This is a genomic window from Pseudomonas sp. SBT1-2, from assembly GCF_028640875.1.
GTDB classification, from domain to species: Bacteria; Pseudomonadota; Gammaproteobacteria; order Pseudomonadales; family Pseudomonadaceae; genus Aquipseudomonas; species Aquipseudomonas chlororaphis_I.
The window spans coordinates 44,079-68,709 of record NZ_JAQZAA010000083.1; the positions used below are offsets into that span (position 1 = coordinate 44,079).

The window sequence follows — 24,631 nt, forward strand, 5'->3', positions numbered from 1 at the left end:
TCAAACACTCCGCAGCATGCGCCAGAGCAGCGCGCAACCGACGACCTGCAACCCGAAGGCGGCCAGCAGCATCATCTGGCCGCCACTCTGGTTCCACATGCTCATCAGGTAGGTCGGGTTGGCTATCAGGAAATAGCCGGCCAGTGACACCGGCAGGGCCGCGAGGACCATCGCCGTGATACGGGTTTCGCCGGTCATGGCGCGCAGTTGCCGGGCGGCCTGGTCGCGCTCGCGGATCAGCTTGATCAGGTTTTCCAGCAGCTCGCTGGCATTGCCGCCATAGCGGTGGTTGACCTTGAGCCCGAGGGCGAACAGGCGCAGTTCATCGCGCTCGTACAGTTCGGCGAAGTCGGCCACCGCATCCGGCAGGTTGACCCCCAGCAACACGTTGCGCTGGACCCGGCCCATGGCGTGCTGCAACGGATTGTCGGCGGCCGCGATGCCGCCCAGCACCGCGTCGGCCAGGGTGCGTCCCGACTTGAGGCTGCGCACGGCATGGTCGAGCAATGGCGGCAGTTGTTCGATCATGCGCTTGAGGCGCCGCCGGTACAGCCAGCTGATGTACAGGCGCAGCAACAGGGGCGGCGTGACGAGCAGGGCGAGCAACCCCGGCCACTTGCCCAGCCCATACCCGAGCATGCAGCCCGCGGCCCAGACCGCCAGCCATAGCCCCAGGCGCTCGGTGGGACGACCGAGGCCGGCGCGCAGAAAGGCCCTTTCAAGCCGGTTCCAGGAGGTCTTTTCCACGCTCGGTTGCGGTTGCCCCTGGGCCAGGCGGTCGAGCACCCGGGCGGTGCGGGCCTGGCGCAGGCCGCTGTAGAACATCCAGCCCGACAGCCCCAGCAGGGTCAGGCACAGGAGGGCAAGCAGCACGGGACCCAGCATGCGGTGGCGCTCCCTGGCTCAGTTGATGGGCAAGTCGGCGTCGCGTCGCAGCTTGTCGCCAGCGGGGTTGGCCGCTTCGCGCAGAAAGCCGAAACCGCTACGTCGGTTCAGACGGAACAGGGTGTTGGTGACGTAGATGTTCTCGCGCACGCCGACCACTTCCACCACCTCGCTGACGCAGCGCCGGCCATCGGGCAGGCGCGTCAGTTGAATCACCACGTCCAGGGCCGCGCAGATCATCTGCCGCAGGGTGCGTTCGGCCACCTGGCGCCCGGTCAGGCCCACCAGGGTTTCCAGGCGCAGCAGGGCATCCTGGGCATTGTTGGCGTGCACGGTGCTCATGGAACCGTCGTGGCCGGTGTTCATCGCCGTCAGCACATCGAGCACTTCGACGCCACGGATCTCGCCGAGGATGATCCGGTCCGGGCGCATGCGCAGGGCGTTGCGGATCAGGTCGCTGGCCTTGACCTCGCCGTGCCCTTCGGCGTTCGGCGGCCGGGTTTCCAGGCGCACCACATGGGGATGGCCCAGTTGCAGTTCGGCCACGTCCTCGATGGTCACCAGGCGTTCGTGAGGGTTGATCAACTGGCTGAGAATATTCAGCAGGGTGGTCTTGCCGGTGCCGGTGCCGCCGCTGATCAGGATGTTGCAGCGCTTGCCCACGGCCTCCTGGACGAATTCGAAGATGGCCTGGTCGATGGTCTGCATGGCCATCAGGTCGCTGCTCTTGAGCATGTCCTTGCGGAATTTGCGGATCGACAGGCAAGGGCCGTCGAGGGCGATCGGCGGGATGATGGCGTTGACCCGGCTGCCGTCGGGCAGCCGGGCATCGACCATGGGCGAGGACTCGTCGAGGCGTCGGCCCAGGGGCGCGAGGATGCGTTGCATGACCCGCTTCACATGGTGCGCGTCGATGAAGCGCAGGTCGCTCTGGTGCAGCACTCCATCGCGCTCGACGAACACCCGGTGCGGGCCGTTGACCAGGATCTCGGTCACTGCCGGGTCGCGCAGCAACACTTCCAGCGGGCCGAAACCGGTGAGTTCGTCCACCAGTTCTTCGGCCAGGCGCTCCATTTCATAGCGGGAAATCGCCAGGTGCAGGCGGGAGATGTACTCGGCCACCTTGTCGGTAATGAAGCGTGCCAGTGCCTGGCGCGAACCTTCCAGCAGGTTTTTTCCCGACTCCTCGATGGCGTCGATGACGTAGCGATGCAGCACCAGTTTCAGGCCTTCGTGATCGGTGTTGCCGATGGGGCTGTGGGGCTGGGCGCCAAAAAGTTTTTCTGTGCTCATCGACTTCCCCTGAGGCGCTCGAACCAGCCGGGCCTTGCCGTGGGCAGTCCTTGGGAGCGCCTGGCCAGGCGCTCGCCGAGGGTCTTCAGGGCTTGGGTGAGGCCTTCGCGGGGGGCCAGTTCGAACAGGGTGACGCCCTGGTTTTTCGCGTTGAGACGCACCTCGGGGCTGTAGGCCAGGACCGCGATCACTTCCAGGGCAAAGCTCTTGCCCAGGGTTTCCGCATCCGGCGCGACCCCGCGCAGGTAGCGGTCGACCAATAGGCGGGCGTGTTCCAGCTTCATGCCTTTTTCGCGCCAGAGGTTGAGCACCGCGAGGTTGCGGCGGCAGTTGAGCACGCTCTGGTCGGTGTACCAGAGCAACTTGTCGCAATGGCCGACGAAGGTGCGCAGGGCTTCGCTGTCCGGTTGCCCGGTGAGGTTCACCACGATGTGCTGGAAATGCTGGCGCAGGGCGCTGAGCAGCATGTACAGCTCGGCGGCGCTGGTGCGCTCCAGCGGCTCGTCATGGCCGGCGTAGGCCAGGATCCGCAGCCCGGCTTCGGTGCTGGTGAAGGCACTGTCGATCAGGGTCGCATCCAGGCGCCGCAGATGGCGCAAGGCATCGCCGAAGTGGAACGAGCTTTCCAGCCCCAGCAGCGCCAGGCTGTCGCCACGCGGCAGGCCGAGGTCGAGCAACAGGGTCTGCTGGCCGCTCTTCTGCACCACCAGCGCCAGATGGCTGGCGAGCAGGGCGCCATCGGCATCGCTCTGGGTGCCGTAGAGCACGGTCAGGCCGCCGAGCTGGGTGCTTGGCGTGACCTGGGGCAGGCGTTTGCTCAGGCGCCGTACCAGGCCGGCCACCTCGCTGGAGCGCGAGCCGTAGGCCACGAAGTCGCGGGCCCCGGCGCGCATGGCGTTGAGTACCAGTTGGTTGTCCATGCCATCGCCCAGGGCGACGATGGCCAGCATCGGCTTGGCCTCCAGCGCGCCCTCGATCAGCGCCGCCTGGGTGACCACATGCTCACGATCGAGGCCGACGAAGACCAGGCTGGCGCACGTCACATCCACCAGCGCCAGCAACTCGTCGAGGCTGCCGCTGCCTGCGCTGACCACCTGCCCGAGTGGCGCCAGGGCGCCTTGCAGCCATTCCAGGTCGGTGCCGTTGCGGGTGATCGCGAGGAAGGTCTGGCTCAGGTTCTGACTCATTGCGATAGCCCACTGCGTTGATTGAAGTTGCGGTTTTCCAGGGAGTACGGGCGGCACCCGTCCGGGTCGTGGTTGCGCAGCGGTACGTCGCCCTCGACAGGCACACCGCTCGACATCAGGGCCCGGATCAGGCCTTTGCACAAGGGCTGGGAATCATTGGACATGAAGAAGTGTCCTTGCATGATCAGGGTGTTTGTTGGCTCGCTTCGATGCCGCGTATGACTTCTATCTGGGCGCGACGCGCTGCGGCGTCGAAGGTTCTGGCGGTGGAGGGAGAAGGGGAGGACAGGGCCAGCTGGTTGAACTGGACCAGGGACCTGTCGACGTTTTGCAGATGCTTCGACGCGCTTTTTTCGCCCGCCCAGTAATGCGCCAGGCGTTTCTCGTCGGCGCTGCGTACCGCCAGGCGCAGCACGCCGGCTTGGGCCGCAAGCATCAAGCGGCTCAGCAAGGGTTCCGGGACGGCCAGCAACACGCTGCGCGCGTTCAGGCGACGCTGATCCTGCTTGAGTTTTTCCTCGGCACTGGCGGGCGGCGAGCCCGGCTTGCCATCGTTGGTCAGGCCCAATTGCTCGCCGATGCCAAGTACCCGCAGGGCCGGCACCACGACCTGGGCCGAGGGCAGCAGGTTGTTGCTGTCCTGGCGCAGGAACAGCAGCACATCGACGTAGTCGCCAGGGCTCAGTTGCCCGCTGGCGCCGATGACTTCGTCTACCGCGACCGCCAGGGCGCGCTCATCGGGACGGATCATGCGGGCCACGCTGCCACCGGCTTCGAAGCTTTCCTCGCTCAGCCAGGTCCCCGCCGACAGTGCCCGCCATGGGGTGCGTCCGATGACCTGGTCGAGACTTTTGAGGCTGCCGGCGGGGGCGGTACGCAGCCGCTCCAGCGTGACATCGCCGGCCTTGATGGGAACGAACGGAGGGATGTCGCGGACCAGCACCGCGACGGGCTGGCGGGTCGCATCTTCGACGGAAGCGGTGACGGTTTGCACGGTGGTGGGGGAAGGCTGCGCTACAGGTTCCGCTGCGGGCCGACGACTCAATGCCACACCCCAGTAACCGGCAATGAGGGCCCCCACCAGAAACACCCCAGCCAACCCCATAGTGATACGACTGTTCATGACGGCTCTCCCTTTCCCGCTGCATCACCGACTCGCAAATTCCAACGAGCCAATTTCGCAATCAGGCAGCTATGAACATGCAACTATTTCGCTATTTGAAGGTAGAACAGCTGCAACAAAACGCCATTACTGTTGAGAAAATAACTTGGCTCCTCCGCGCCCTGTCCGATGCCGCGTTTTTTGACGCCAAGGGAACGAACTAATACTTAATGATTAATCAGTTCTTACAGTTGTTGGCTGGAAGTTTGTTGACAATGCTGTGGTGGCACAGGGGAATCATGTTGCAACGCTGCAACACTCGGTGCATTGAGGAGAAACCAGATGTTCTTCATTCTCGCCACCCAATGGATCGCCCTTCAGACCTCCCGGCTCCTGCGTTTCCTCAAGAACAACGAGGGGGCGTCAGGGATCGAGTACGCACTTATCGCCGGCATGGTGGCCGTGGCCATTTCGGTATTTGTACCTGGCATATCGGAGGCTATCACCGGCACCTTCACGACTCTGCAAGGGGCATTAGAAGGCGGACCTCCAGCTGAATAAGTCGTAATACGGACCCTCAAGGCTTTATCGAGGCATCGATACCCTCAGTACGCAGTCACTTTCAGGTATTGCCCATGAGCTCTTCTTCGTTTCCACGCCAGCAGCTTCTTCTCGTGGACGACGAAGAGGACGCGCTGCTCGAGCTGGCCGAGCTGCTGGAAGGTGAAGGCTTTTGCTGCTTCACCGCGACCTCGGTCAAGCTCGCCCTGGCCCATTTCACTCAACACCCCGACATCGCGCTGGTCATCACCGACCTGCGCATGCCGGAGGAGAGTGGCCTGTCGCTGATCCGGCGACTGCGCGATCACACCTCCCGCCAGCACCTGCCGGTGATCGTCACCTCGGGTCATGCCGACATGGACGACGTCAGCGACCTGTTGCGCCTGCAAGTGCTGGACCTGTTCCGCAAACCCATCTACCACGTGCGCCTGCTGGAGACCCTGAATACGCTGTTCCCGCAGCCGCACATTCATCTGGTCAATCCCTGAACCTGCGTGATGATCGATTCGTACCGGGAAAAAGGCAGCTCGGTGGAATTGAATGTCGCCAGCCAGCGTTACGAAGTGGGCGAGCTGGGCATCGGCGCGCGCCTGGCCGCCGCGTTCGATCTAGGCCAGGACAGCCTGGAGCCGGAAGCCAGGGTCATGGCCTGGCACGACTTCATCGCTGACAAGGCCAACACCACCTCGACCTTTGTCCTGGGGGGCACACCATTCACCACCAGCGGTGCCTCGCCGGTACGCGACAGCTACGAAGCGAGCCTGGGTGGTTCCTACAACTACCTGACCAAGACCGACTTCTCTGCCGACACCTTCACCGCCAAGGTGCGCTACGACTTCTGATGCTCGCCTGGACAAGACGACCCGCCTTCGAGCGGGTCGTGTTCGTTTGGCTTGAGGGACTTCTACAGTTGGTAGCTGAAACTCAAGGTGTAGCGCGGGCGGCGGTTGTGGGTGTCCAGCGCTTCATCGGACATCGGCTTGGCCGCTTCGAGGGAGATGTTGTAGTACTTGGCGTCGCCAAAGCGCAGGCCGACGGCGGCCGATGACAGGCTGTTGCCCTTGACCGGCAGTTCGTTGAACCAGGTCCGCGAGCGATCCAGCACCACGTACGGCTGGAGGATTCGCAGCCAGCGGTCTTCGCGATTGAAGCTGTAGTTCACCTCGTAGGCCGCGCCCCAGCCCTTGTCGCCGGACGCCTGGTCGTCGGGGTAACCGCGGCCGAAGTTCTGCCCGCCGAACACCGCGCGCTCGCTGTCGGGCAGGTTGTCGCGGCTCCAGTACAGGGCCGCCGACAGCACCCCTTGCCAGTTGTCGAAGAACTTGTCGCTCTGCACGCCGGACAGGCGCACGCGGAAGAAGTCCAGGTCATACAGGTCGTCGTTGGTCTTCGCGCCCAGGGCGTCCAGCCCCTGGTACACCCCGGCACTGAGAATCCGCAGTTGGCGTGCGTTGGCCTTGCGCCAGTCGCCCTCGAAGGCCAGGGCGCGAACGTTGGTTTTCAGTTCGACGCTCTGCGGATAACCCACCACTTGATAGCGGGTCTTGTCGTTGACCGCGTAAAGGCGCGAACCCAGGATCAGCAGTTCGTTGGGCGACGCGATGACCGGGTGGCTCAAGCCTATGGAGTAGCGATCGTTCTCTCGGTGGGGCTTGAGTTCGAGGCCATTGTCGAGCTGCACATTGGTCCCCGGGTCGGCGCGGTAGCGCGTGCCGTACAGGCTCAGCTGGGTGCCTTCGTCATTGAGAAACTGGTTGTAGTCCAGGCGGTAGTAATGCTCGTGATCGTCCCCCGGCGGGAACAGGCCGCTGAGGGTTACCTGCTCGCCCATGGCGGTCTGCGAGTTGCTGCTGACCGCCAGCAGGGCTTGCAGGCCATTGCGGTTGTCGTCGGTGGTGCTGAGGCTGCTGGTGAAGGGTTTGCGGCTGGCCTGGGCAATCAGGTAGGCCGCGCCGTCGGTGGTGCCCGGTGGCGGCACCTGGGCTTGCAGGGTAACCCCGGGAATACGGCTCATCAGGGTGGTGTAGTGCTCGAAGGTCTTGCGGGTCAGCGGCCGTTCAGCCTTGAGTTTTGCCACCAGTTTGTCGAGGTAGGCCGAGACCGGGCCGATATCGCCCTGCAGTTGATAGTCCTTGATGTAGCCCTCCACCAGGACCACGCGCACGGTGCCCTGGTCGAAGTTCTGTTGCGGCAGGAACGCGTAGGACAACAGGTAGCCGTCCTGCTGGTAGCGGCGAGTGATTTCCCGGGTGGCTTCGATCAGTTGCGCCAGGGTGCTTTCATGGCCGATCAGCGGCTTGTAGATCTCCGCCAGCTCGTTCAGCGGATAGAGGGTGCCTCCTTCGATCTGCACGGTGCTGACGTTGACGGTGGTGCCCATCATCAGGGGCTGGGCCTGGGGTTCCGTGGGTGGCGCCAGCTTGGGCGCCGGGGTCGTGGGGCGATAGGCGTCGGCCGGCAGGTTGGGCACCGGCAGGTTGCGGATGGTTTCGTTGCTATTGAGAAAGCTGGGAAGGTTTTCGGCGTGGACGTATGAGCAAAGCGAGACTAACAGCAAGGGAGCCAAAGCGCGCATAGGACACTCCATGGTCAAGTCGCAGCAACGCGAGAGGTACTTCAGTCGGCGGCGCTTGTCAGGGTCTTGGCCTTGATCAAGTACTGCAACCGTCATGCTCCAGACAAGAAAAAGACGAGAGACTCAATCGAATCCCTCGTCTCCAACCAAGCGTAGGCGCTGTAGGTAGGGCCGTCGAATCGGCCAGGTGCAAAACGCTTATCGGCTGCCGCCCAGGGTTCCGGTCAAGCCACCGAGCACACCGCCCAGCACGCCGGTGGTGCCCGTGGTCCCGCTGCCGCTGGTGGTGCCGCCGTTGACCAGGGTGCCGACCGTGGCGACGGTAGCGCCGACGGTGTTGACGGTCTGGCCGACGGTGCTCACCACAGGGTTGGGGGCGCTGGCGGTGATGCTGGTGCCTACCGTGCTGACGGCGCCGCCTACCTGGGTGAGCAGACCGGCGACGGGGGTGCCCACTCCGGTTGTGGCGCCGACTTGTTGGGTCAGGCTGGTGACGGTAGTGGTGACCGGGTTCAACGCTGCACCGACCGTGGCGCCGACACCGGCCAGTGGCGCAGTGGCGCCGACATTGGCGACACCGGTGCCGCCCAGGGCGCCACCCACCGAGGCCACCACGTTGCCGACCGAGGCACCGCTGACACCCGCGGCACTGACCAGGGTGTTGGTGTTGCCCGCATTCAAGCCGTTACCCAGGTTGACCACCGCACCGCCGACGGTTTCCAGCAGGCCTGCGCCGCCGATGCCGCCACCTGTGCCCGAGCCGCTGGTGGTAGCCAGGCCGCCGGCCGTGGTGGCGGTGGTACCGATGTTGTTCAGGGCGCCACCGAGGGTATTGGTCAGCGGGTTGCCGCCGCCGGTGGTGGTGATTTTGTTACCCAGGCTGTCGACCACGCTGCCGACCCGGCTGACCAGCCCGTCGACCGGGGTACCCAGGCCGGTCGCGCTGCCCACCTTGCCGGTCAGGCCTTCTGTCAGGGTGACGACCGGTACCAGCAGGTTGTTGCCCACCTTGTCTGTCACTGTCCCCAGGGGGCCGCCACTGGTCACGGTGGTGAGGGTGTCGCCGAGCATGCTGACCTTGCTGCCGACGCCGTCGAGTACCGGCGCCACCCGGGTGACCACGCCGCCCACCAGGGGAATGCTGCTGGTGCTGGTGGCCAGTTTGCCGCTGATGTCCGAGACGCCATCGCCGACGTCCGACACCACGTTGCCGACTATGGCCGTGGTCTTGCTCAAGGCCTGTGGATCGCTGCCCAGTTGGCCGAGGCCATTGGTCAGGCCATCGCCTACGGTGTCGACCACATTGCCGGAGGTGTTCACCGCGCTTTGCAGGACCCCACCGACTACCGGAAGTGGAGCCAGCGCGCTGCTGAGGGTGCTGACACCGTCGCCGACGCCGCTGATGGTGGTGCCGAGGTCGGACACCAGGGTCGAAGTGACCAACGGGATGGTGGTGGGTGTAGTCGGGTCGGTCGGATTGGTTGGGTTGGTCGGATCGGTGCCGCCATCTCCACCGGTACCGCCACCCGTGCCTCCCGTCCCGCCCGTGCCGCCTGTCCCTGCGGTTCCGCCGCCGGTCCCACCTGTACCACCGCCGATTCCGCCAGTACCGCCTGTGCCAGCGGTGCCGCCACCGGCTCCGCCTGTGCCGCCCGAACCGTCGCCGGATCCGGACCCGCCAGAGCCACCGGAACCACTGTCGGTACCCGCCGCGCTGTCAGGCGAGGAGCTGCCGGAGCTGCTCTTGTGACCGCCACCGCCGCTGCTGCAGCCGGTCAGGCCGAGGGCCAGGATCAGGGCCAGTGCTGTGCTTGTTTTCAACCAGACTTGAGTTTTCATGAGTGAGATTCCTTGCACCTGTTACAACGTTTTGTTGTTTTCGATAACTCCCCAGTTCTGTTGCTGGAGATGTTTTCGTCCGTTGTCGCTATAAAAGGTCCAAGGGCTTTTTTTCACCATTCTCAACTTGGTATTAACAACTTATATATCGGCTGTTTTTGCTCCTGCGGAGGGACTAACACCAAAGGTGTAGTGAACGGGATTGTTTTTAGTAAATCTTTTATAATCAATATGTTGTGTTTTTTTATTTGCAAGGTCTCAGGGCGCTTAAACGAAAGTTATATATATACAATTAATTGTCTGACGACGCCGTCACGGATTTGGCGTCAACTTGCCTTATAATCCGCAGCCTGGATTTTATTTGGAGAAACTTTATGCCTGCCCCTGTCTGGTGGCTGCTTTGCCTGCCGGTGATTGCCGGTGCTTTCCTACCCCTGCAAGCGGGAATCAACGGTCAATTGGCCAAGCAGGTTTCCAGCGTGCTGGCGGCGGCGCTGATCTCGTTTTTTGTCGGTACTGTGGCCTTGCTGGTCCTGGCCATGGCCCAGCGCGAAGTGCCCGGTCTGAGTGCCTTGAAAAGCCTGACCTGGTGGCACTGGTGCGGCGGTCTGCTGGGAGCGTTTTTCATTGCCACCGCGGCTTTCGCCGGCCCGCGGATCGGCGCCATGTTGTTCATGGCGCTGGTGCTGGCCGGGCAGTTGGGCATGGCCCTGGCGCTGGACCATTTCGGCTGGGCGGGTTTTCGCGAGGCGCCCATCAGCCTCGGCAAGATTGCCGGGCTGGTGCTGATCCTGGCGGGGGTGTTCCTGATTCGTCGCGGTTGAGGCGGGCTCAGGTCAACGGTTGCCAATGCCCGCTCATATGCTCCAGGTCGCCCGCGCCGGTCAGGCGCAGGTCACCGCTCGACCCCGCGGCGCTTGCCAGCAGGCACACCTCGCTGGGCAGGCGCACCGGCTTTCGGAAGTCCACGGCGATCTCGATATTGGCCGCCGGCAAATGCTCGCTCAACGCCGCCAGGGTCCGCGCCTTGTTCCACAGACCGTGGGCGATGGCCTGGGGGAAGCCGAACATTCGGGCGCTCACCGCGCTCAGGTGAATCGGGTTGTAGTCGCCGGACACCCGGGCGTAACGCCGGCCGATATCGGCGGGGGCTTGCCAGCGCGTCAGCTCGTTGAGGCTGGCCTCGCTCGGCGGCTCTTCGGCCGGGGCTTCACCCGGCAGTTGCACGCCCCGGCAGAGCATCCGGCTTTGCGCTTCCCATAGAGGTCCGAGTGCGTCGTCGACGCTGGTCAACAGATCGAACACCGCGCCTTTGGCATGGGGCTGCAAGTTGTCCACACGCACGCCGATGCTCAAGTTGCCGACCCCGCCCATGGGCCGCAGCACACGAATGCGGTTGGCCAGGTGGATCAACCCCAGCAGCGGAAAGGGAAAGTCCTTGGCGGTCAGTAGTTGCATCTGCAGGGCGAACGCCAGCACATGGGGATAGGTCGGCGGCAGCAGGCCGTTCTCGGTAAAACCGCAGACCTGGCGATAGGCCGCAAGCTTCGCCGGCTGCACGCTCACCGGGTGGCGCAGGCCATATTCAGGCAGCTCGGTGCCGGTGATCTTGCGGCGGGTCGCGGCCTTCCAGTACAGCTCGGGCAGGTTCGGCGGGGTATCCAGCTCATTCCATTGCAGGCTCATGTTCACGCTCCCAATACGCTTTGCCCACAGACGCGCAGCGCTTGCCCGGTGACCGCGCCGGTACCCGGCTGGCCGAGCCAGGCCACGGCTTCGGCGACGTCCTGCGGCAGCCCGCCTTGCCCCAGCGAACTCATGCGCCGCCCGGCTTCGCGCAGGGCGAACGGAATGTGCGCTGTCATCTGGGTTTCGATAAAACCCGGGGCCACGGCGTTGATGCTGATGCCGCGCTCCTGCAGCAGCGGAGCCCAGGCCTGGGCCAGGCCGATCAGCCCGGCCTTGCTCGCCGCATAGTTGGTCTGCCCGCGATTGCCGGCGATGCCGCTGATGGACGCCAGCAGAATCACCCGGCCGTTGTCGCGCAGGGTGCCGCTGTCCAGTAGTGCCTGGGTCAGCACTTGCGGGGCGTTGAGGTTGACCGCCAGTACCGCGTCCCAGAACTCCGGGGTCATGTTGGCCAGGGTCTTGTCGCGGGTGATGCCGGCGTTGTGCACCACGATATCGATGCCGTCCGGCAACTGTTCCACCAGCCGGGTCGCGGCGTCTTCGGCGCAGATATCCAGGGTGATCGCGTGGCCGCCCAGGCGCGCGGCCAGGGCTTCGAGGTCGGTCTTGGCGGCGGGCACGTCCAGCAGCACCACCTGGGCGCCATCCCGGGCCAGGGTCTCGGCGATCGCCGCGCCAATGCCGCGCGCCGCGCCGGTGACCAGGGCCCGCGCGCCGGCCAGGGGCCGGGTCCAGTCCTGGACCTGGGGCGCGCAGGGGTTCAGGCGGATCGCCTGGCCGGAGATGTAAGCGCTTTTCGGCGAGAGAAAGAACCGCAGCGCGCCTTCCAGCTGGCTTTCGGCGCCCTCACCGACGTACAGCAATTGCAGGGTGGCGCCGCTGCGCAGCTCCTTGGCCAGCGAACGGCTGAAGCCCTCCAGGGCGCGCTGGGCGCTGGCGGCGAACGGATCGCCGAGGGTTTCCGGGGCGCGGCCGAGAATCACCAGGTGCGCGCTGGGCTCGAGGTTCTTCATCAGCGGCTGGAAAAATTCGCGCAACTGCTTGAGCTGGTCGGTCTGCAGGATATCGCTGGCGTCGAATACCACGGCCTTGAGCCTGGGGCCGTGGCCGGGAATCCAGGCCGTGGCGAGGGTCGGATCGGTGCCGTAGCTGTAGATGCTCTCGGTCAGCCGCGGGGCGATGACGCCGACCTGCTGGGTGAGCGGGCCGCCGCCGATCAGCAGCGCCCCCTCGACCGGACGCATGCGGCCGGCCTGCCAGCGCTCCAGACGCACCGGCGACGGCAGGCCAAGGGCCCCGACCAGGCGGTGGCCGATGGACGAGTTGGCGAAGTCGATGTAGCGATCTGACATGGAACACTCTCCGTTCAGGCTGTCTGAAAACTACTGCGGGCTTCGCGCGCAATCCTGCGTTAAAAACAGGCTCGGAATGCTCATTTAGGCCCCTAAAGTCGTCCGCGACCCCGGCCGTTCCTCGCCTGTTTTTGCCTTGTCTTGCCTTCGCTCGCTACGTTTTCAAACAGCCTGATTGCTGGGGTTCAAAGGTGTGGACCACGAAGGGCCTTCGGTCGTTCGATATACAACCTACGCTTGTCGGTTGTGCCACTCACAGAATAGGGAGCTTTCCATGACTCAGCTGCGTCGTGTTGCGATTATCGGCGGCAACCGCATCCCCTTTGCCCGTTCCAATGGTCCTTACGCCACTGCGAGCAACCAGGCCATGCTGACCGCGGCCCTGGAAGGCCTGATCGAACGCTACAACCTGCACGGCCTGCGCCTGGGCGAGGTGGCCGCTGGCGCGGTGCTCAAGCATTCCCGGGATTTCAACCTGACCCGCGAATGCGTGCTCGGCTCGCGGCTGTCGCCGACCACCCCGGCCTACGATATCCAGCAAGCCTGCGGCACCGGCCTGGAAGCGGCGTTGCTGGTGGCCAACAAGATCGCCCTGGGGCAGATCGACTGCGGTATCGCCGGCGGCGTCGATACCACTTCGGACGCGCCGATCGGGGTCAACGAAGGGCTGCGCAAGATCTTGCTGCAGGCCAACCGCGGCAAGACCCTGGGCGACAAACTCAAGACCTTCCTGCAACTGCGCCCCCGGCATCTCAAGCCGGAGCTGCCGCGCAACGGCGAGCCGCGTACCGGCTTGTCCATGGGCCAGCACTGCGAGCTGATGGCGCAAACCTGGAACATCCCCCGCGACGAGCAGGATCAACTGGCGCTGGAGAGCCATCAGAAAATGGCCGCCGCCTATGCCGAGGGCTGGCACGACGATCTGATGACCCCCTTCCTCGGCCTGACCCGCGACAACAATCTGCGCCCGGACCTGACCCTGGAAAAGCTGGTGTCGTTGAAGCCGGTGTTCGAGCGCGGCGACAAAGCCACCCTGACCGCGGGCAACTCCACGCCGTTGACCGATGGCGCGTCCCTGGTGCTGTTGGGCAGCGAGGAATGGGCGAAGGAGCGTGGTTTGCCGATCCTCGCCTATTTGCGCGACGGCGAAGCGGCGGCGGTGGATTTCGTCCACGGCGCGGAAGGGCTGCTGATGGCTCCGGTCTACGCGGTGCCGCGCTTGCTGGCGCGCAACGGCCTGACGCTGCAGGACTTCGACTACTACGAAATCCATGAAGCGTTCGCCGCGCAGGTGCTGTGCACGCTCAAGGCCTGGGAGGATGGGGGTTACTGCAAGACCCGCCTGGGGCTGGACGCGCCCTTGGGCTCCATCGACCGCAGCCGGCTGAATGTCAAAGGCAGTTCGCTGGCGGCCGGGCATCCGTTCGCCGCCACCGGCGGGCGGATTGTCGCCAACCTGGCGAAGCTGCTGGAGGTGGCGGGGAAGGGACGTGGCCTGATTTCGATCTGCGCCGCCGGTGGCCAGGGCGTGACGGCGATTGTCGAGCGCTGAGGGCCCGGGTTGGGCAGCCCTTGCTCGCGATCGAGCGCGAAGCACTCGCGACGAGCAGAGGGCGAGCAGTGGGCTATGATCCTGGTCGGTCGAGGGTGTCGGCATGACGGGTTGACCTGGCACATTGAGTGCATTGGCACTGTCGCAGGTCGGTAACCTCTCCCCGTGGTGCGAGGATTGCCGTATAACGAGTGACATTCGCGTGTTTGGTAATAAAGGACCCCTGATAAAAGCTGATGAAGACTCCAAAACGCATTGAACCCCTGATCGAGGACGGTCTGGTCGACGAGGTGCTGCGCCCACTCATGAGTGGTAAAGAAGCAGCTGTTTATGTGGTGCGCTGCGGCAACGAATTACGTTGCGCCAAGGTTTACAAGGAGGCGAACAAACGAAGTTTTCGTCAGGCGGCCGAGTATCAGGAAGGCCGCAAGGTGCGCAACAGCCGTCAGGCTCGCGCGATGGCCAAGGGGTCCAAGTTCGGGCGCAAGGAGGCCGAAGACGCCTGGCAGAACGCCGAAGTGGCGGCGCTGTTCCGCCTGGCCAATGCCGGCGTGCGGGTGCCCAAGCCGTTCGACTTCCTCGAAGGCGTGCTGCTGATGGAGTTGGTGGCGGATGAATACGGCGATGCCGCGCCACGCCTGAACGACGTGGTGCTGGAGCCGGATCAGGCCCGCGAATATCACGCCTTCCTGATCTCCCAGATCGTGCTGATGCTGTGTACCGGCCTGGTGCACGGTGACCTGTCCGAGTTCAACGTGCTGCTGACCCCCGAGGGCCCGGTGATCATCGACCTGCCCCAGGCGGTGGATGCAGCGGGCAACAACCACGCCTTCAGCATGCTGGAGCGGGATGTCGGCAACATGGCGTCCTACTTCGGGCGCTTTGCCCCGGAACTCAAGCGCACCCGTTACGCCAAGGAGATGTGGGCGCTGTACGAAGCCGGCACCCTGCACCCGGGCAGCGTCCTGACCGGCGAGTTCGACGATCCTGAAGAACTGGCGGATGTCGGCGGCGTACTGCGGGAGATCGAGGCGGCGCGCCTGAACGAGGAGCGGCGCCAGGCCATGCGCATGGCCGACGACGCACCACCGACCAAGTCCGAGGAACCACCGCCTCCGCCCTGGATGCAGTGATTCACGGGTACAAAAAATCCGGCCAAAGCCGGATTTTTTTGTGCCCGTGAATCACGTAACCGCTGCCGCAGGCTGCGATAAGGCTCGAAGAGCCTTCCAGCGATCTCGAAGAGCACGTCCTCTTCGTACGGAATGCCGCCCAGACCGATCACAGCCTGCAGCAGCGGCTACATCACGCGCAGCACCCGCCCGAAGCAAGGTCCTTGAGAATCGGACAATCCGGGCGATGGTCGCCGTGGCAGTGCTTTACCAGATCCTGCAGGGTGTCGCGCAGCCCGGCCAGCTCGGCGATTTTCCGGTTGAGCTCGTCGATGTGCTGGCGGGCCAGGGCTTTGACATCGGCGCTGGCGCGCTGGCGGTCCTGCCACAGGGTCAGCAGCTTGCCCACTTCCTCCAGGGAAAAGCCCAGGTCCCGCGAGCGCTTGATAAAGGCCAGGCTGTGCAGGTCGTCGTCACCGTACAGGCGGTAGCCGCTGTCGCTGCGATGGGCCGGCCTGAGCAGGCCGATAGACTCGTAGTAGCGGATCATCTTGGCGCTCAGGCCGCTCTTGCGGGCTGCTTGGCCGATGTTCATCGGGCGTCCTCCAGGTCTTTGGGTTTCCAGGTTTTCAACAGTAGCGCATTGCTCACCACGCTGACGCTGGACAACGCCATGGCCGCCCCGGCCAGCACCGGGTTGAGCAGGCCGAACGCCGCCAGCGGAATGCCGATCAGGTTGTAGACGAAGGCCCAGAACAGGTTCTGGCGGATCTTCGCATAGGTCTTGCGGCTGATCTCCAGGGCCGCCGGCACCAGGCGCGGGTCGCCGCGCATCAGGGTGATCCCCGCCGCGTGCATCGCCACATCGGTACCGCCGCCCATGGCAATGCCGATATCGGCGGCGGCCAGGGCCGGGGCGTCGTTGATGCCGTCGCCGACCATCGCCACCACGCCGGTCTTTTTCAGTTCGGCGACCGTGGCGGCCTTGTCGGCGGGCAGCACTTCGGCGTGCACGTTGGTGATGCCCAGGGCCTCGGCGACCACCTTGGCGCTGCCGCGGTTGTCGCCGGTCAGCAGGTGGCTGCCGATATGGCGCGCACCCAGTTGTTGCACCGCTTGCAGGGCGCCGGGCTTGAGGGTGTCGCCAAAGGCGAACAGGCCCAGTACGCGGGGTTGCGGCTGTTGTTCGATCAGCCAGGACAGGGTGCGGCCTTCAGTTTCCCAGGCCTGGGCCGAGGCCGCCAGGTCGCCGGCCTGCAGGCCGCTTTCTTCCAGCAGGCGCCGGTTGCCCAGGGCCAGTTGGCGGCCGTCCAGGGTGCCGGCGATGCCGCGGCCGGTCAGGGACTGGCTGGCGCTGACGTCGGCCACCGCCAACTGGCGTTCGGCGCACAGGTCGAGAACGGCCTTGGCCAGCGGGTGCTCGCTGCCGCGTTGCAGGGCGCCAGCCAATTGCAGCAGGTGGTCTTCGTTGCCATCGACCGCATCCAGATGGGCGATGCGTGGCGTGCCGGAAGTCAGGGTGCCGGTCTTGTCGAAGACCACGGTGCTGACTTCATGGGCGCGCTCCAGGGCTTCGGCGTCCTTGATCAGGATCCCGTGGCGGGCGGCGACGCCGGTACCGGCCATGATCGCGGTCGGCGTGGCCAGCCCCAGCGCGCAGGGACAGGCGATGACCAGCACCGCGACCGCATTGATCAGCGCGGTTTCCAGCGGCGCGCCATACAGCCACCAGCCGATCAGCGTTGCCAGGGCCAGCACCAGTACCGTCGGCACGAACACCTGGCTGACCCGGTCCACCAGCTTCTGGATCGGCGCCTTGCCGGCCTGGGCGTCTTCCACCAGGCGGATGATGCGCGCCAGCACGGTTTCCGCGCCGAGGGCCAGGGTCCGCACCAGCAGCCGGCCTTCACCGTTGATGGCGCCGCCGGTGACCGGGTCGCCGGGCTGTTTCGGCACCGGCAGGCTTTCGCCGCTGATCAGGGCCTCGTCGGCATGGCTCTGGCCTTCGACCACTTCGCCGTCCACCGGGAAGCGCTCGCCGGGCTTGACCAGCACCAGGTCGTTCAGGCGCAGGGCGCTGATCGCCACGTCCCGCTCACGGCCATCGACGACCAGGATCGCCCGCTCCGGGCGCAAGGCTTCGAGGGCGCGGATGGCGCTGGCGGTCTGGCGCTTGGCGCGGCTTTCCAGGTACTTGCCCAGCAGCACCAGGGCGATCACCACGGCCGAGGCCTCGAAGTACAGGTGCGGCATGCCGCCGGCGGGGGTGATGGCCCATTGGTACAGGCTCAAGCCGTAACCGGCGCTGGTGCCCAGGGCCACCAGCAAGTCCATGTTGCCGGCACCGGCGCGCACGGCTTTCCAGGCGGCGACATAAAAACGCGCACCGAAGATGAATTGCACCGGTGTGGCCAGGACGAACTGCGCCCAGGCCGGCAGCATCCAGTGCAGGCCAAAGGGTTGCACCACCATGGGCAGTACCAGCGGCAGGGCCAGCAGGATCGCCAGCACCAGGGACCAGCGTTCGCGCTGCAGGCGTTGCTGCTGATCGTCGCGCTCGGGGTGTTCGGCCTGCCACAGGGTGGCGGAGTAGCCGGCCTTGTCGACGGCGGCGATCAAGTCGGCGCTATCGACCTGACCCAGCAGATCGATGTGCGCGCGTTCGTTGGCCAGGTTGACGCTGACCCGGGTGACCCCGGCCACCTTGCTCAGCGCGCGTTCCACGCGGCCGACGCAGGAGGCGCAGGTCATGCCGCCGATGTTCAGTTCCAGGCTGTGGGCCGGCACGCTGTAGCCGGCATCCTGCACCGCGGCCATCAGCGCCGGCAGGCTGTCGCTGGGCGCCTGGACGCGGGCCTGTTCGGTGGCGAGGTTGACGCTGACAGCCATGGCGCCGGCGACCTTGCTCAAGGCACGCTCCACACGCCCGGCGCAGCTGGCGCAGGTCATGCCGGCAATCGGCAGGTCAAAAGTGGTTGATTCGGACATCACTGACACTCCCTGTAAACGGTGGTCTACAGGATCAACCTTGCCATGCTGGCAAGGTCAAGCGCCATGGTGCGGGGTGCTTCAATCTGTCTCGGGGGTGGGCGAAGCCCGGATCGTCGCCCGTGCCGGTTCCGGGGAGGGACAGGGCGCAGGCGACGACCCGGTGCCTCAGTATCCCAGGCCGGTGCGCTGGAGCTGCAGGCCCGATGGGCTCATGGCGATGCGGAACTTCAGTACGTCGCCGGCCTTGAGGCTGATGTCCTGGGAGCTTGGCGCGAGCATGCCCGGGTTGCAGCCCGGCATCTGCCCCGGCAGCAGTTTCAGGCGCAGCGAGACTTTGCCCGGCGGCAGGTTGAAGGACGTGGCTTGTTCCTGGAACAGCCGGCCCGCCAACTGGTCCTCGATGTACAGGCCGATTTCGCAGGATGTGGCGACTTCCAGCCGTTCCCGGGAAATGATCAGGACGCCGTAGTCCTCGCCGGCGGCGTTGACCGAAGGGGTGGCCGCGATCAGGCCGAGGAGGCTGAACAGGCTGATAACCGACCAGCGCATGGCTGAATCTCCTAGTGTCGTGTCGTTGAGGGGTGAAGCTTGGCCGAGCGCGTGGACTATTGCCAGCCCGGCAGATGTATCCGGAACTTGACCTTGCCATGGTGGCAAGGCCAAGACTGGCGATAACCCTCACAACAGGAGAAGCGTCATGCAAGTGTTCAATGTCGAAGGTATGTCCTGCGGTCACTGCGTCCGGGCCATCACGCAGGCGGTGCAGAGCAAGGATCCGGCGGCCAGCGTCAAGGTCGATCTCGGGGCCAGGGAAGTGGGTGTGGAAAGCCGCTTGTCCGCCGACGAGGTGATCAGCCTGATCAGCGAAGAAGGCTATGCGGTCAAGCTGGCTTGAGCGGATTTAACCGGTCTTTTTAATAGTTAGCGACCTATCGGAATGTTCAAGGCCTCCAAGCGCGGATAAACTGTCGGGCTGCCGACCGACCCGCACCTGGATGCCTGATGAACCTTCGCACAATCCTGATTCTCGGCGCCCTGAGCGCCTTCGGTCCTCTGGCCATCGACTTCTATCTACCGGCGTTCCCGGCGATGGCGCTGGCCTTTGGCACCGATGAAAAACACGTCCAGCTGACCCTGGCGGCCTACTTCCTCGGCCTGTCCATCGGCCAGCTGGCCTACGGTCCCGTGGCCGACCGCTTTGGCCGGCGCATCCCGTTGCTGGCCGGGGTGGGGCTGTTCACCCTGGCGTCCCTGGCCTGCGCCTACGCGCCGAACCTGGAATGGCTGATCGGTGCGCGCTTCGTCCAGGCACTGGGCGGTTGCGCGGGTATGGTGATTTCCCGGGCGGTGGTCAGCGACAAGTGCGACGCAGTGGGTTCGGCCAAGGTGTTTTCCCAGCTGATGCTGGTCATGGGCCTGGCGCCGATCCTGGCGCCGATGCTCGGCGGCCTGCTGGTGAATCTCTACGGCTGGCAGTCGATCTTCATCATGCTGACCCTGTTCAGCGCCCTGGCCGGCCTGGCGGTAGCCCTGGGCTTGCCGGAAAGCCTGCCGGCCCATGTGCCGCGCCAACCCTTGTCCGGCGCCTTGCGCCAATACGGCCGGCTGCTGGCTGACCGGGTGTTTCTCGGCCATGCCCTGACCGGGGGCATCGCCATCGCCGGGATGTTCGCCTACATCGCCGGTTCGCCTTTCGTCTTCATCAAGCTCTACGGTGTGCCGGCCGAGCACTTCGGCTGGTTCTTCGGGATCAACGCCGGCGGTTTCATCCTGGTGGCGCAGATCAATGCGCGGTTGCTGGCCAAGCGCGGTCCGGCGTTCCTGCTGGCGCGCACGGTGTGGATCTACCTGTTGGGGGGCCTGGCGCTGCTTGCCGTCAGCTCGTTGCACCCGGCACAACTCTGGCCGCTGCTGCTGCCGCTGTTCATTTGCATCGCCAGCCTGGGTTGCATCCTTCCCAATGCCTCGGCCTGCGCCATGAACGGTCAGGGCGCGCGGGCCGGCAGTGCCTCGGCGATGCTTGGCTGCCTGCAGTTCAGCGTGGCGGCCGGCGCCGCAGCGCTGGTGGGTGTGCTGCACGACGGCAGCGCCGTGCCGATGGCAACGGTCATCAGCCTGTGTGGGATTCTGGTGGTGACGCTGGCGATGGTCACCCGGAAATTGCAGAACGCCAGGGCGCTGCAAGCCGCCCAGCTGTAATCAGCCGGCGGCGCGCTGTTGGCTTTCGGGGAATCGATGGGGAGCGTGCAGACGCGTTTCCAGGGTATTGGCGAAGGCTCGGGCTTCGGCCTCGCTGCGGAAGGTCACCGCATGCTGGTCGAGTTGAACCTGCCATTGGGAGCCTTTGGATTTTGCCAATTCTTTTATCAGGATCTTCATTGCTGACCTCCTCGGGTAAAAGATTTGCACTGCAAGGGCCCCCAGTGTAGACCCGAATACGGTCACAAGTATGACAAGGATCAACTCTCGGACTGACGGCATCCTGCCCCTTTCCGGAGCCGGCAGGACTGCCGTCCGCTCCCTGCTTCAGAACCCTTCCAGCACGATCTTGCCCTTGGCCTTGCCGCTTTCCAGCAAGGCGTGAGCGCGCCGCAGGTTGGCCGCGTTGATCGCGCCGAAGTGTTCGCCGAGGGTGGTCTTCAGGGTGCCGGCGTCGATCAGCTCGGCGACGCGATTGAGCAGCTTGTGCTGCTCCTGCATGTCCGCGGTCTCGAACAGCGAGCGGGTGTACATGAACTCCCAGTGCAGCGACAGGCTCTTGCGCTTGAGCTTGGTCACGTCGAGGGTTTTCGGATCGTCGATCAGCGCCAGCCGGCCCTGGGGCGCGAGCGCCTCGACCAGTTCGTCCAGGTGCGCGTCGGTCTGGGTCAGGCTGGCGACATGGGTGACGCTGGCCTGGCCGGCTTTCTTCAGTTCCTGGCTCAGCGGCTGGCTGTGGTCGATCACCAGGTCGGCGCCCAGCTCGCGCACCCAGCCCTGGGTTTCAACGCGTGAGGCGGTGCCTATGACCTTGAGGCCGGTGAGCTGGCTGGCCAGTTGGGTGAGGATCGAACCCACGCCGCCGGCCGCTCCGACGATCAACAGGCTCTGCTGCCGATCGGCCTGGCCTTCGGCGATCTGCAGGCGCTCGAACAGCAGTTCCCAGGCGGTGATCGCGGTCAGCGGCAGGGCGGCGGCTTCGGCGAAACCCAGGCTCTTGGGCATATGGCCGACGATGCGCTCGTCCACCACATGCAGTTCGCTGTTGCCGCCGGCGCGGGCGATCGAGCCGGCGTAGAACACCTTGTCGCCGGCCTTGAACAGGCTGACGTCGCTGCCCACCGCCTTGACCACCCCGGCCACGTCCCAGCCCAGCACCTTGGCGGCGCCGCCTTCAGGCTGGACGTTCTGGCGGACCTTGGTGTCCACCGGGTTGACCGAGATGGCTTTGACTTCCACCAGCAGGTCGCGCGGGCCGGCAACCGGTTCCGGCAGTTCGATGTCTTGCAGGGACAAAGGATCGTTGATCGGCAGGGAGGCGTAGTAGGCGATGGCTTTCATGGTGGGTTTTCCTGATGAAGATGAAGGTCGGGTCAGAGGATCAGCAGCAGGCGCTTGAGCTCGAAGTGCTCGATCGCCTCGCGGGTCTGGCTGAGAAAATGCTGGAAGTGCGCCGTGGCGTTGTGAAACTCCAGGGCCGCCTCATCGTCCCAGCGCTCCAGTACATAAAAGGTGCCTGGGTCTTCGGCGTCCTGGTGCAGGTTGTAGTACTGGCAGCCGGCTTCTTCACGGCTCGGTTGCACCAGGGCGGTGAGTTCGCGTTGGAGCAGGGCTTGCTGGCCGCTCTTCGCGACAAGAGTGGCAATGGCGGTAAAGGCTTGCGACATGGTGGCGTCCTTCAGGGCGGTATGACGGGCTGGTGTGAGAGTGCGCAGATCATTGGCCATTTCCCCTGAAGATAAAACCGGCTAAAACAGCAGTCTCTTTCAATGTTTTTTTGATAATGCCCGGTGAGCCAGATGCTGCGATTCGATGACCTGCAATTGTTCGTGCGCGCCGCCGACCTCGGCAGCCTGTCCGCCGCGGCGCGGGTCATGGACCTGTCGGCGGCAGTGGCCAGCGCCGCCCTCAAGCGCATCGAGCAGCAACTCGGCGTCCGGTTGCTGGCGCGTTCGACCCGCAGCCTGCGCCTGACCGCCGAGGGCGAAGGGTTTCTCGAATACGCCCGCGCGGCCCTGAGCAACCTGGAGGAGGGGCGGCGCTTGTTGGCCAGCGGGCAAGATCAGGTCAGCGGCGTTCTCCAGCTGTCCGCGCCCTCGGACTTCGGCCGCAACCTGTTGCTGCCCTGGCTCGACCAGTTCCAGCAGGAGCACCCCAAGCTCACGGTGCGCCTGCTGCTGGGCGATCGCATTGCCGATCTGTTTCGCCAGCCGGTGGACATTGCCCTGCGTTACGGCGAGCCGGAAGACTCCAGCCTGGTGGCCCTGCCGGTCGCGCCGCAGAACCGCCGGGTGCTGGTGGCCGCCCCCGAGTACCTGGCCCGCCACGGCGAGCCGCGCCAGCTGGAGCAGCTGACCCAGCACAATTGCCTGCTCTACATGCTCGGCAGCCGGGTGCACGACCACTGGAGTTTCCATGACGGCAAGCGCGAGGTCGGCCTGACGGTCAGCGGCGATCGTTTCAGCGACGATGCCGATGTGGTGCGCCTGTGGGCGGTGGCGGGGCGGGGCATCGCCTACAAGTCCTGGCTCGACGTGGCGGCCGATGTGCTGGCCGGGCGGCTCAAGGTGCTGATGCCGGAGCTGCGCTGCGAACGGGCACCGCTGAACCTGTTGTGCGCCCATCGGGCGCAGTTGAGCAAACCGGTGAACCTGCTGCGGGACATGTTGCAGGCGCGCTGCGCTGAAATCTCCGCGCATTACCCCAGGCCAACCCACGCCGATCAATGACCCTGGCCGGCGGCGTCGTTGCGGGGTGCGGGCAGGTCGCATCCAGCACTGAGCGGCGGCGTCGATCTTGCACACTCGATTGCAGACCATTCAATCGGGGGGACGGGGCATGGCAAGTCAGGGATACAGTGCGGCGGAGCGTCTGGAACGCTTGCCCATCAGCGGTTATCACCGAGTCATTTTCATCATCATCGCCCTGGCGTTTTTCTTCGACTCCATGGACCTGGCGATGATGACCTTCCTGCTCGGCTCGATCAAAGCCGAGTTCGGCTTGAGCACAGCCCAGGCCGGCCTGCTGGCCAGTGCGAGTTTCTTCGGCATGGTGGTCGGCGCATCGCTGTCGGGCATGCTCGCCGACCGCTTCGGGCGCAAGCCGGTGTTCCAGTGGAGCATCGTGCTCTGGGGCATCGCCAGCTACCTGTGCTCCACGGCGCAGACGGTGGACAGCCTGACCCTGTTCCGGGTGCTGCTGGGGATCGGCATGGGCATGGAGTTTCCCATCGCCCAGTCGATGCTGTCGGAGATGATCCCGGCCAAGCGGCGCGGGCGCTACATCGCCTTGATGGACGGCTTCTGGCCGCTGGGTTTCGTTGCGGCGGGCGTGCTCTCGTACTTCCTGCTGCCGCTGATCGGCTGGCGCGACATCTTCCTGGTCCTGGCGATCCCGGCGGTGTTCGTGCTGGCGATCCGTTTCTTCATTCCCGAGTCGCCGCGCTGGCTGGAGCAGGCCGGGCGGCACGCCGATGCCGACCAAGTGCTGCGACGGATCGAGGATAAGGTCCGCGCCTCGTTGCAGCGCGCGGACCTGCCCGAGCCGGTGCGCCTGCCGCGGGTGGAAAGCGTGCCGGGGCATTTCTTCTCGGCCTTGCGCGAGATCTGGTCGCCGCTCTATCGCCAGCGCACGATGATGATCTGGAGCGTGTGGTTCTTTGCCCTGCTGGGTTTTTATGGCCTGACCTCGTGGCTCAGCGCCTTGTTGCAGCAGTCGGGGTTCGCCGTGACTCAGTCGGTGTACTACACGGTGCTGATTTCCCTCGGCGGCATTCCCGGCTTCCTTATGGCCGCCTGGCTGGTGGAGCGCTGGGGGCGCAAGCCGGTGTGCGTGATCACCCTGCTGGGCGGTGGGGTCATGGCGTTTTTCTACGGGCAGAGCGCGGTGTTCGGCGGCAACGTGGCGCTGCTGATCAGCTCCGGCCTGTTGATGCAGTTCTTCCTGTTCGGCATGTGGGCGGTGCTCTACACCTATACGCCCGAGCTGTATCCCACCTCGGCGCGGGCCACCGGTTCCGGCTTCGCCTCGGCGGTGGGGCGCATCGGTTCGCTGCTCGGGCCTTTGGTGACCGGCGTGGTGTTCCCGATGACCGGGCAGGGTGGGGTGTTCGCCCTGGGCGCGCTGTGTTTCGCGGTCGCCGCGGCGGTGGTCTGGCTGTTCGGGATGGAGACCCGGGGCAAGACGCTGGAGGAGTTGAGCGAAGTCGGCGCCTGAGCTGTAGCCGCTGCCGCAGGCTGCGATAGGTCCGCAGGACCTCCGGCGTCATTGAGATCGCCGCGACCGTTCCGCTCGA

General features: G+C 65.1%; 24 protein-coding genes and 1 pseudogene. 10 read left to right on the plus strand and 15 right to left on the minus strand.

Translation table 11 applies throughout. The features are described 5' to 3' along the window. Genes PVZ78_RS16805 through cpaB form a run of 5 tightly spaced genes read right to left on the minus strand, consistent with a single transcriptional unit; the run spans position 1 to position 4,488 of the window. Complete coding sequence (locus PVZ78_RS16805; RefSeq protein WP_273828972.1) at positions 1-885, minus strand: type II secretion system F family protein; 885 nt, start codon at positions 883-885, stop codon at positions 1-3. A gap of 18 nt (positions 886-903) precedes the next feature. Then, positions 904-2,178 (minus strand): CpaF family protein, encoded by a 1,275-nt coding sequence (locus tag PVZ78_RS16810; RefSeq protein ID WP_273828973.1) that lies wholly within the window; start codon positions 2,176-2,178, stop codon positions 904-906. Then, positions 2,175-3,365: an AAA family ATPase gene (locus PVZ78_RS16815; RefSeq protein ID WP_273828974.1), complete on the minus strand. Its 1,191-nt coding sequence runs from the start codon at positions 3,363-3,365 to the stop codon at positions 2,175-2,177. The genes PVZ78_RS16810 and PVZ78_RS16815 overlap by 4 nt, the downstream gene beginning before the upstream one ends. After that, entirely contained in the window at positions 3,362-3,529 is a 168-nt protein-coding gene (locus PVZ78_RS16820) for a hypothetical protein (RefSeq protein WP_016703789.1), read from the minus strand. Before PVZ78_RS16820 ends, PVZ78_RS16815 begins: the two co-directional genes overlap by 4 nt. 20 nt (positions 3,530-3,549) lie before the next feature. After that, the gene (gene cpaB, locus PVZ78_RS16825) at positions 3,550-4,488 is read right to left on the minus strand and encodes a Flp pilus assembly protein CpaB (RefSeq protein WP_273828975.1); all 939 of its coding nucleotides are present in this window, start codon (positions 4,486-4,488) and stop codon (positions 3,550-3,552) included. Between the two features lie 321 nt (positions 4,489-4,809). Between cpaB and PVZ78_RS16830 the strand changes: the two genes are divergently transcribed. The 3 genes and pseudogenes from PVZ78_RS16830 to PVZ78_RS16840 form a co-directional block, all read left to right on the plus strand. Beyond that, on the plus strand, positions 4,810-5,028 hold the full coding sequence (locus tag PVZ78_RS16830; protein ID WP_037005634.1) for a Flp family type IVb pilin: 219 nt from the start codon (positions 4,810-4,812) through the stop codon (positions 5,026-5,028). Positions 5,029-5,102: 74 nt separating this feature from the next. Beyond that, positions 5,103-5,516 (plus strand): response regulator, encoded by a 414-nt coding sequence (locus tag PVZ78_RS16835; protein ID WP_273828976.1) that lies wholly within the window; start codon positions 5,103-5,105, stop codon positions 5,514-5,516. Between the two features lie 6 nt (positions 5,517-5,522). Further along, positions 5,523-5,870: pseudogene (locus PVZ78_RS16840) on the plus strand (autotransporter outer membrane beta-barrel domain-containing protein); the annotation flags it as partial. Positions 5,871-5,932: 62 nt separating this feature from the next. Here the strand turns inward: PVZ78_RS16840 and PVZ78_RS16845 are convergent. After that, the gene (locus PVZ78_RS16845; protein WP_028681574.1) at positions 5,933-7,603 is read right to left on the minus strand and encodes a ShlB/FhaC/HecB family hemolysin secretion/activation protein; all 1,671 of its coding nucleotides are present in this window, start codon (positions 7,601-7,603) and stop codon (positions 5,933-5,935) included. A gap of 198 nt (positions 7,604-7,801) precedes the next feature. After that, positions 7,802-9,442: a collagen-like triple helix repeat-containing protein gene (locus tag PVZ78_RS16850; protein WP_273828977.1), complete on the minus strand. Its 1,641-nt coding sequence runs from the start codon at positions 9,440-9,442 to the stop codon at positions 7,802-7,804. 374 nt (positions 9,443-9,816) lie between these two features. Between PVZ78_RS16850 and PVZ78_RS16855 the strand changes: the two genes are divergently transcribed. Beyond that, on the plus strand, positions 9,817-10,266 hold the full coding sequence (locus tag PVZ78_RS16855; RefSeq protein WP_016703794.1) for a DMT family transporter: 450 nt from the start codon (positions 9,817-9,819) through the stop codon (positions 10,264-10,266). 7 nt (positions 10,267-10,273) lie between these two features. On the opposite strand, the gene PVZ78_RS16860 is transcribed toward PVZ78_RS16855, so the two are convergent. Both PVZ78_RS16860 and PVZ78_RS16865 read right to left on the minus strand, forming a co-directional pair. Then, complete coding sequence (locus tag PVZ78_RS16860; RefSeq protein ID WP_273828978.1) at positions 10,274-11,128, minus strand: MaoC family dehydratase; 855 nt, start codon at positions 11,126-11,128, stop codon at positions 10,274-10,276. Between the two features lie 2 nt (positions 11,129-11,130). Then, the gene (locus PVZ78_RS16865; RefSeq protein WP_016703796.1) at positions 11,131-12,483 is read right to left on the minus strand and encodes a 3-oxoacyl-ACP reductase; all 1,353 of its coding nucleotides are present in this window, start codon (positions 12,481-12,483) and stop codon (positions 11,131-11,133) included. A gap of 274 nt (positions 12,484-12,757) precedes the next feature. On the opposite strand from PVZ78_RS16865, the gene PVZ78_RS16870 reads away from it, so the two are divergent. After that, a complete protein-coding gene (locus tag PVZ78_RS16870) occupies positions 12,758-14,035 on the plus strand; it encodes an acetyl-CoA C-acetyltransferase (RefSeq protein ID WP_273828979.1) in 1,278 nt (425 codons plus the stop codon). A 236-nt stretch (positions 14,036-14,271) separates the two neighbouring features. Then, a complete protein-coding gene (locus PVZ78_RS16875) occupies positions 14,272-15,168 on the plus strand; it encodes a PA4780 family RIO1-like protein kinase (protein ID WP_273828980.1) in 897 nt (298 codons plus the stop codon). A 172-nt stretch (positions 15,169-15,340) separates the two neighbouring features. On the opposite strand, the gene cueR is transcribed toward PVZ78_RS16875, so the two are convergent. The 3 genes from cueR to PVZ78_RS16890 all read right to left on the minus strand — a co-directional run bounded on the left by cueR (position 15,341) and on the right by PVZ78_RS16890 (position 18,687). Then, the gene (gene cueR, locus PVZ78_RS16880) at positions 15,341-15,742 is read right to left on the minus strand and encodes a Cu(I)-responsive transcriptional regulator (protein WP_016703798.1); all 402 of its coding nucleotides are present in this window, start codon (positions 15,740-15,742) and stop codon (positions 15,341-15,343) included. Next, positions 15,739-18,135, minus strand: coding sequence for a heavy metal translocating P-type ATPase (locus tag PVZ78_RS16885; protein WP_273828981.1), 2,397 nt, complete (start codon positions 18,133-18,135; stop codon positions 15,739-15,741). The genes cueR and PVZ78_RS16885 overlap by 4 nt, the downstream gene beginning before the upstream one ends. Before the next feature lie 168 nt (positions 18,136-18,303). After that, complete coding sequence (locus PVZ78_RS16890; protein ID WP_009046810.1) at positions 18,304-18,687, minus strand: hypothetical protein; 384 nt, start codon at positions 18,685-18,687, stop codon at positions 18,304-18,306. Between the two features lie 148 nt (positions 18,688-18,835). Between PVZ78_RS16890 and PVZ78_RS16895 the strand changes: the two genes are divergently transcribed. Both PVZ78_RS16895 and PVZ78_RS16900 read left to right on the plus strand, forming a co-directional pair. Next, the gene (locus tag PVZ78_RS16895) at positions 18,836-19,033 is read left to right on the plus strand and encodes a heavy-metal-associated domain-containing protein (protein WP_007923288.1); all 198 of its coding nucleotides are present in this window, start codon (positions 18,836-18,838) and stop codon (positions 19,031-19,033) included. A gap of 107 nt (positions 19,034-19,140) precedes the next feature. Further along, positions 19,141-20,337 carry a multidrug effflux MFS transporter gene (locus tag PVZ78_RS16900; protein WP_016703800.1) on the plus strand — a complete coding sequence of 399 codons (1,197 nt, stop codon included), beginning with the start codon at positions 19,141-19,143 and terminating at the stop codon, positions 20,335-20,337. Here the strand turns inward: PVZ78_RS16900 and PVZ78_RS16905 are convergent, their stop codons facing one another. The 3 genes from PVZ78_RS16905 to PVZ78_RS16915 all read right to left on the minus strand — a co-directional run bounded on the left by PVZ78_RS16905 (position 20,338) and on the right by PVZ78_RS16915 (position 22,004). After that, positions 20,338-20,517, minus strand: a complete 180-nt coding sequence (locus PVZ78_RS16905; protein ID WP_009046812.1) for a hypothetical protein — start codon at positions 20,515-20,517, stop codon at positions 20,338-20,340. Positions 20,518-20,664: 147 nt separating this feature from the next. Beyond that, entirely contained in the window at positions 20,665-21,678 is a 1,014-nt protein-coding gene (locus PVZ78_RS16910; RefSeq protein WP_028681570.1) for a zinc-binding alcohol dehydrogenase family protein, read from the minus strand. 32 nt (positions 21,679-21,710) lie between these two features. Continuing rightward, a complete protein-coding gene (locus PVZ78_RS16915; protein WP_009046814.1) occupies positions 21,711-22,004 on the minus strand; it encodes a putative quinol monooxygenase in 294 nt (97 codons plus the stop codon). A 132-nt stretch (positions 22,005-22,136) separates the two neighbouring features. Between PVZ78_RS16915 and PVZ78_RS16920 the strand changes: the two genes are divergently transcribed. Together PVZ78_RS16920 and PVZ78_RS16925 are read left to right on the plus strand one after the other, a co-directional pair. Further along, the gene (locus tag PVZ78_RS16920) at positions 22,137-23,066 is read left to right on the plus strand and encodes a LysR family transcriptional regulator (protein WP_009046815.1); all 930 of its coding nucleotides are present in this window, start codon (positions 22,137-22,139) and stop codon (positions 23,064-23,066) included. Between the two features lie 109 nt (positions 23,067-23,175). Further along, positions 23,176-24,552, plus strand: coding sequence for an MFS transporter (locus PVZ78_RS16925; RefSeq protein ID WP_038630527.1), 1,377 nt, complete (start codon positions 23,176-23,178; stop codon positions 24,550-24,552). Positions 24,553-24,631 lie beyond the last annotated feature (79 nt).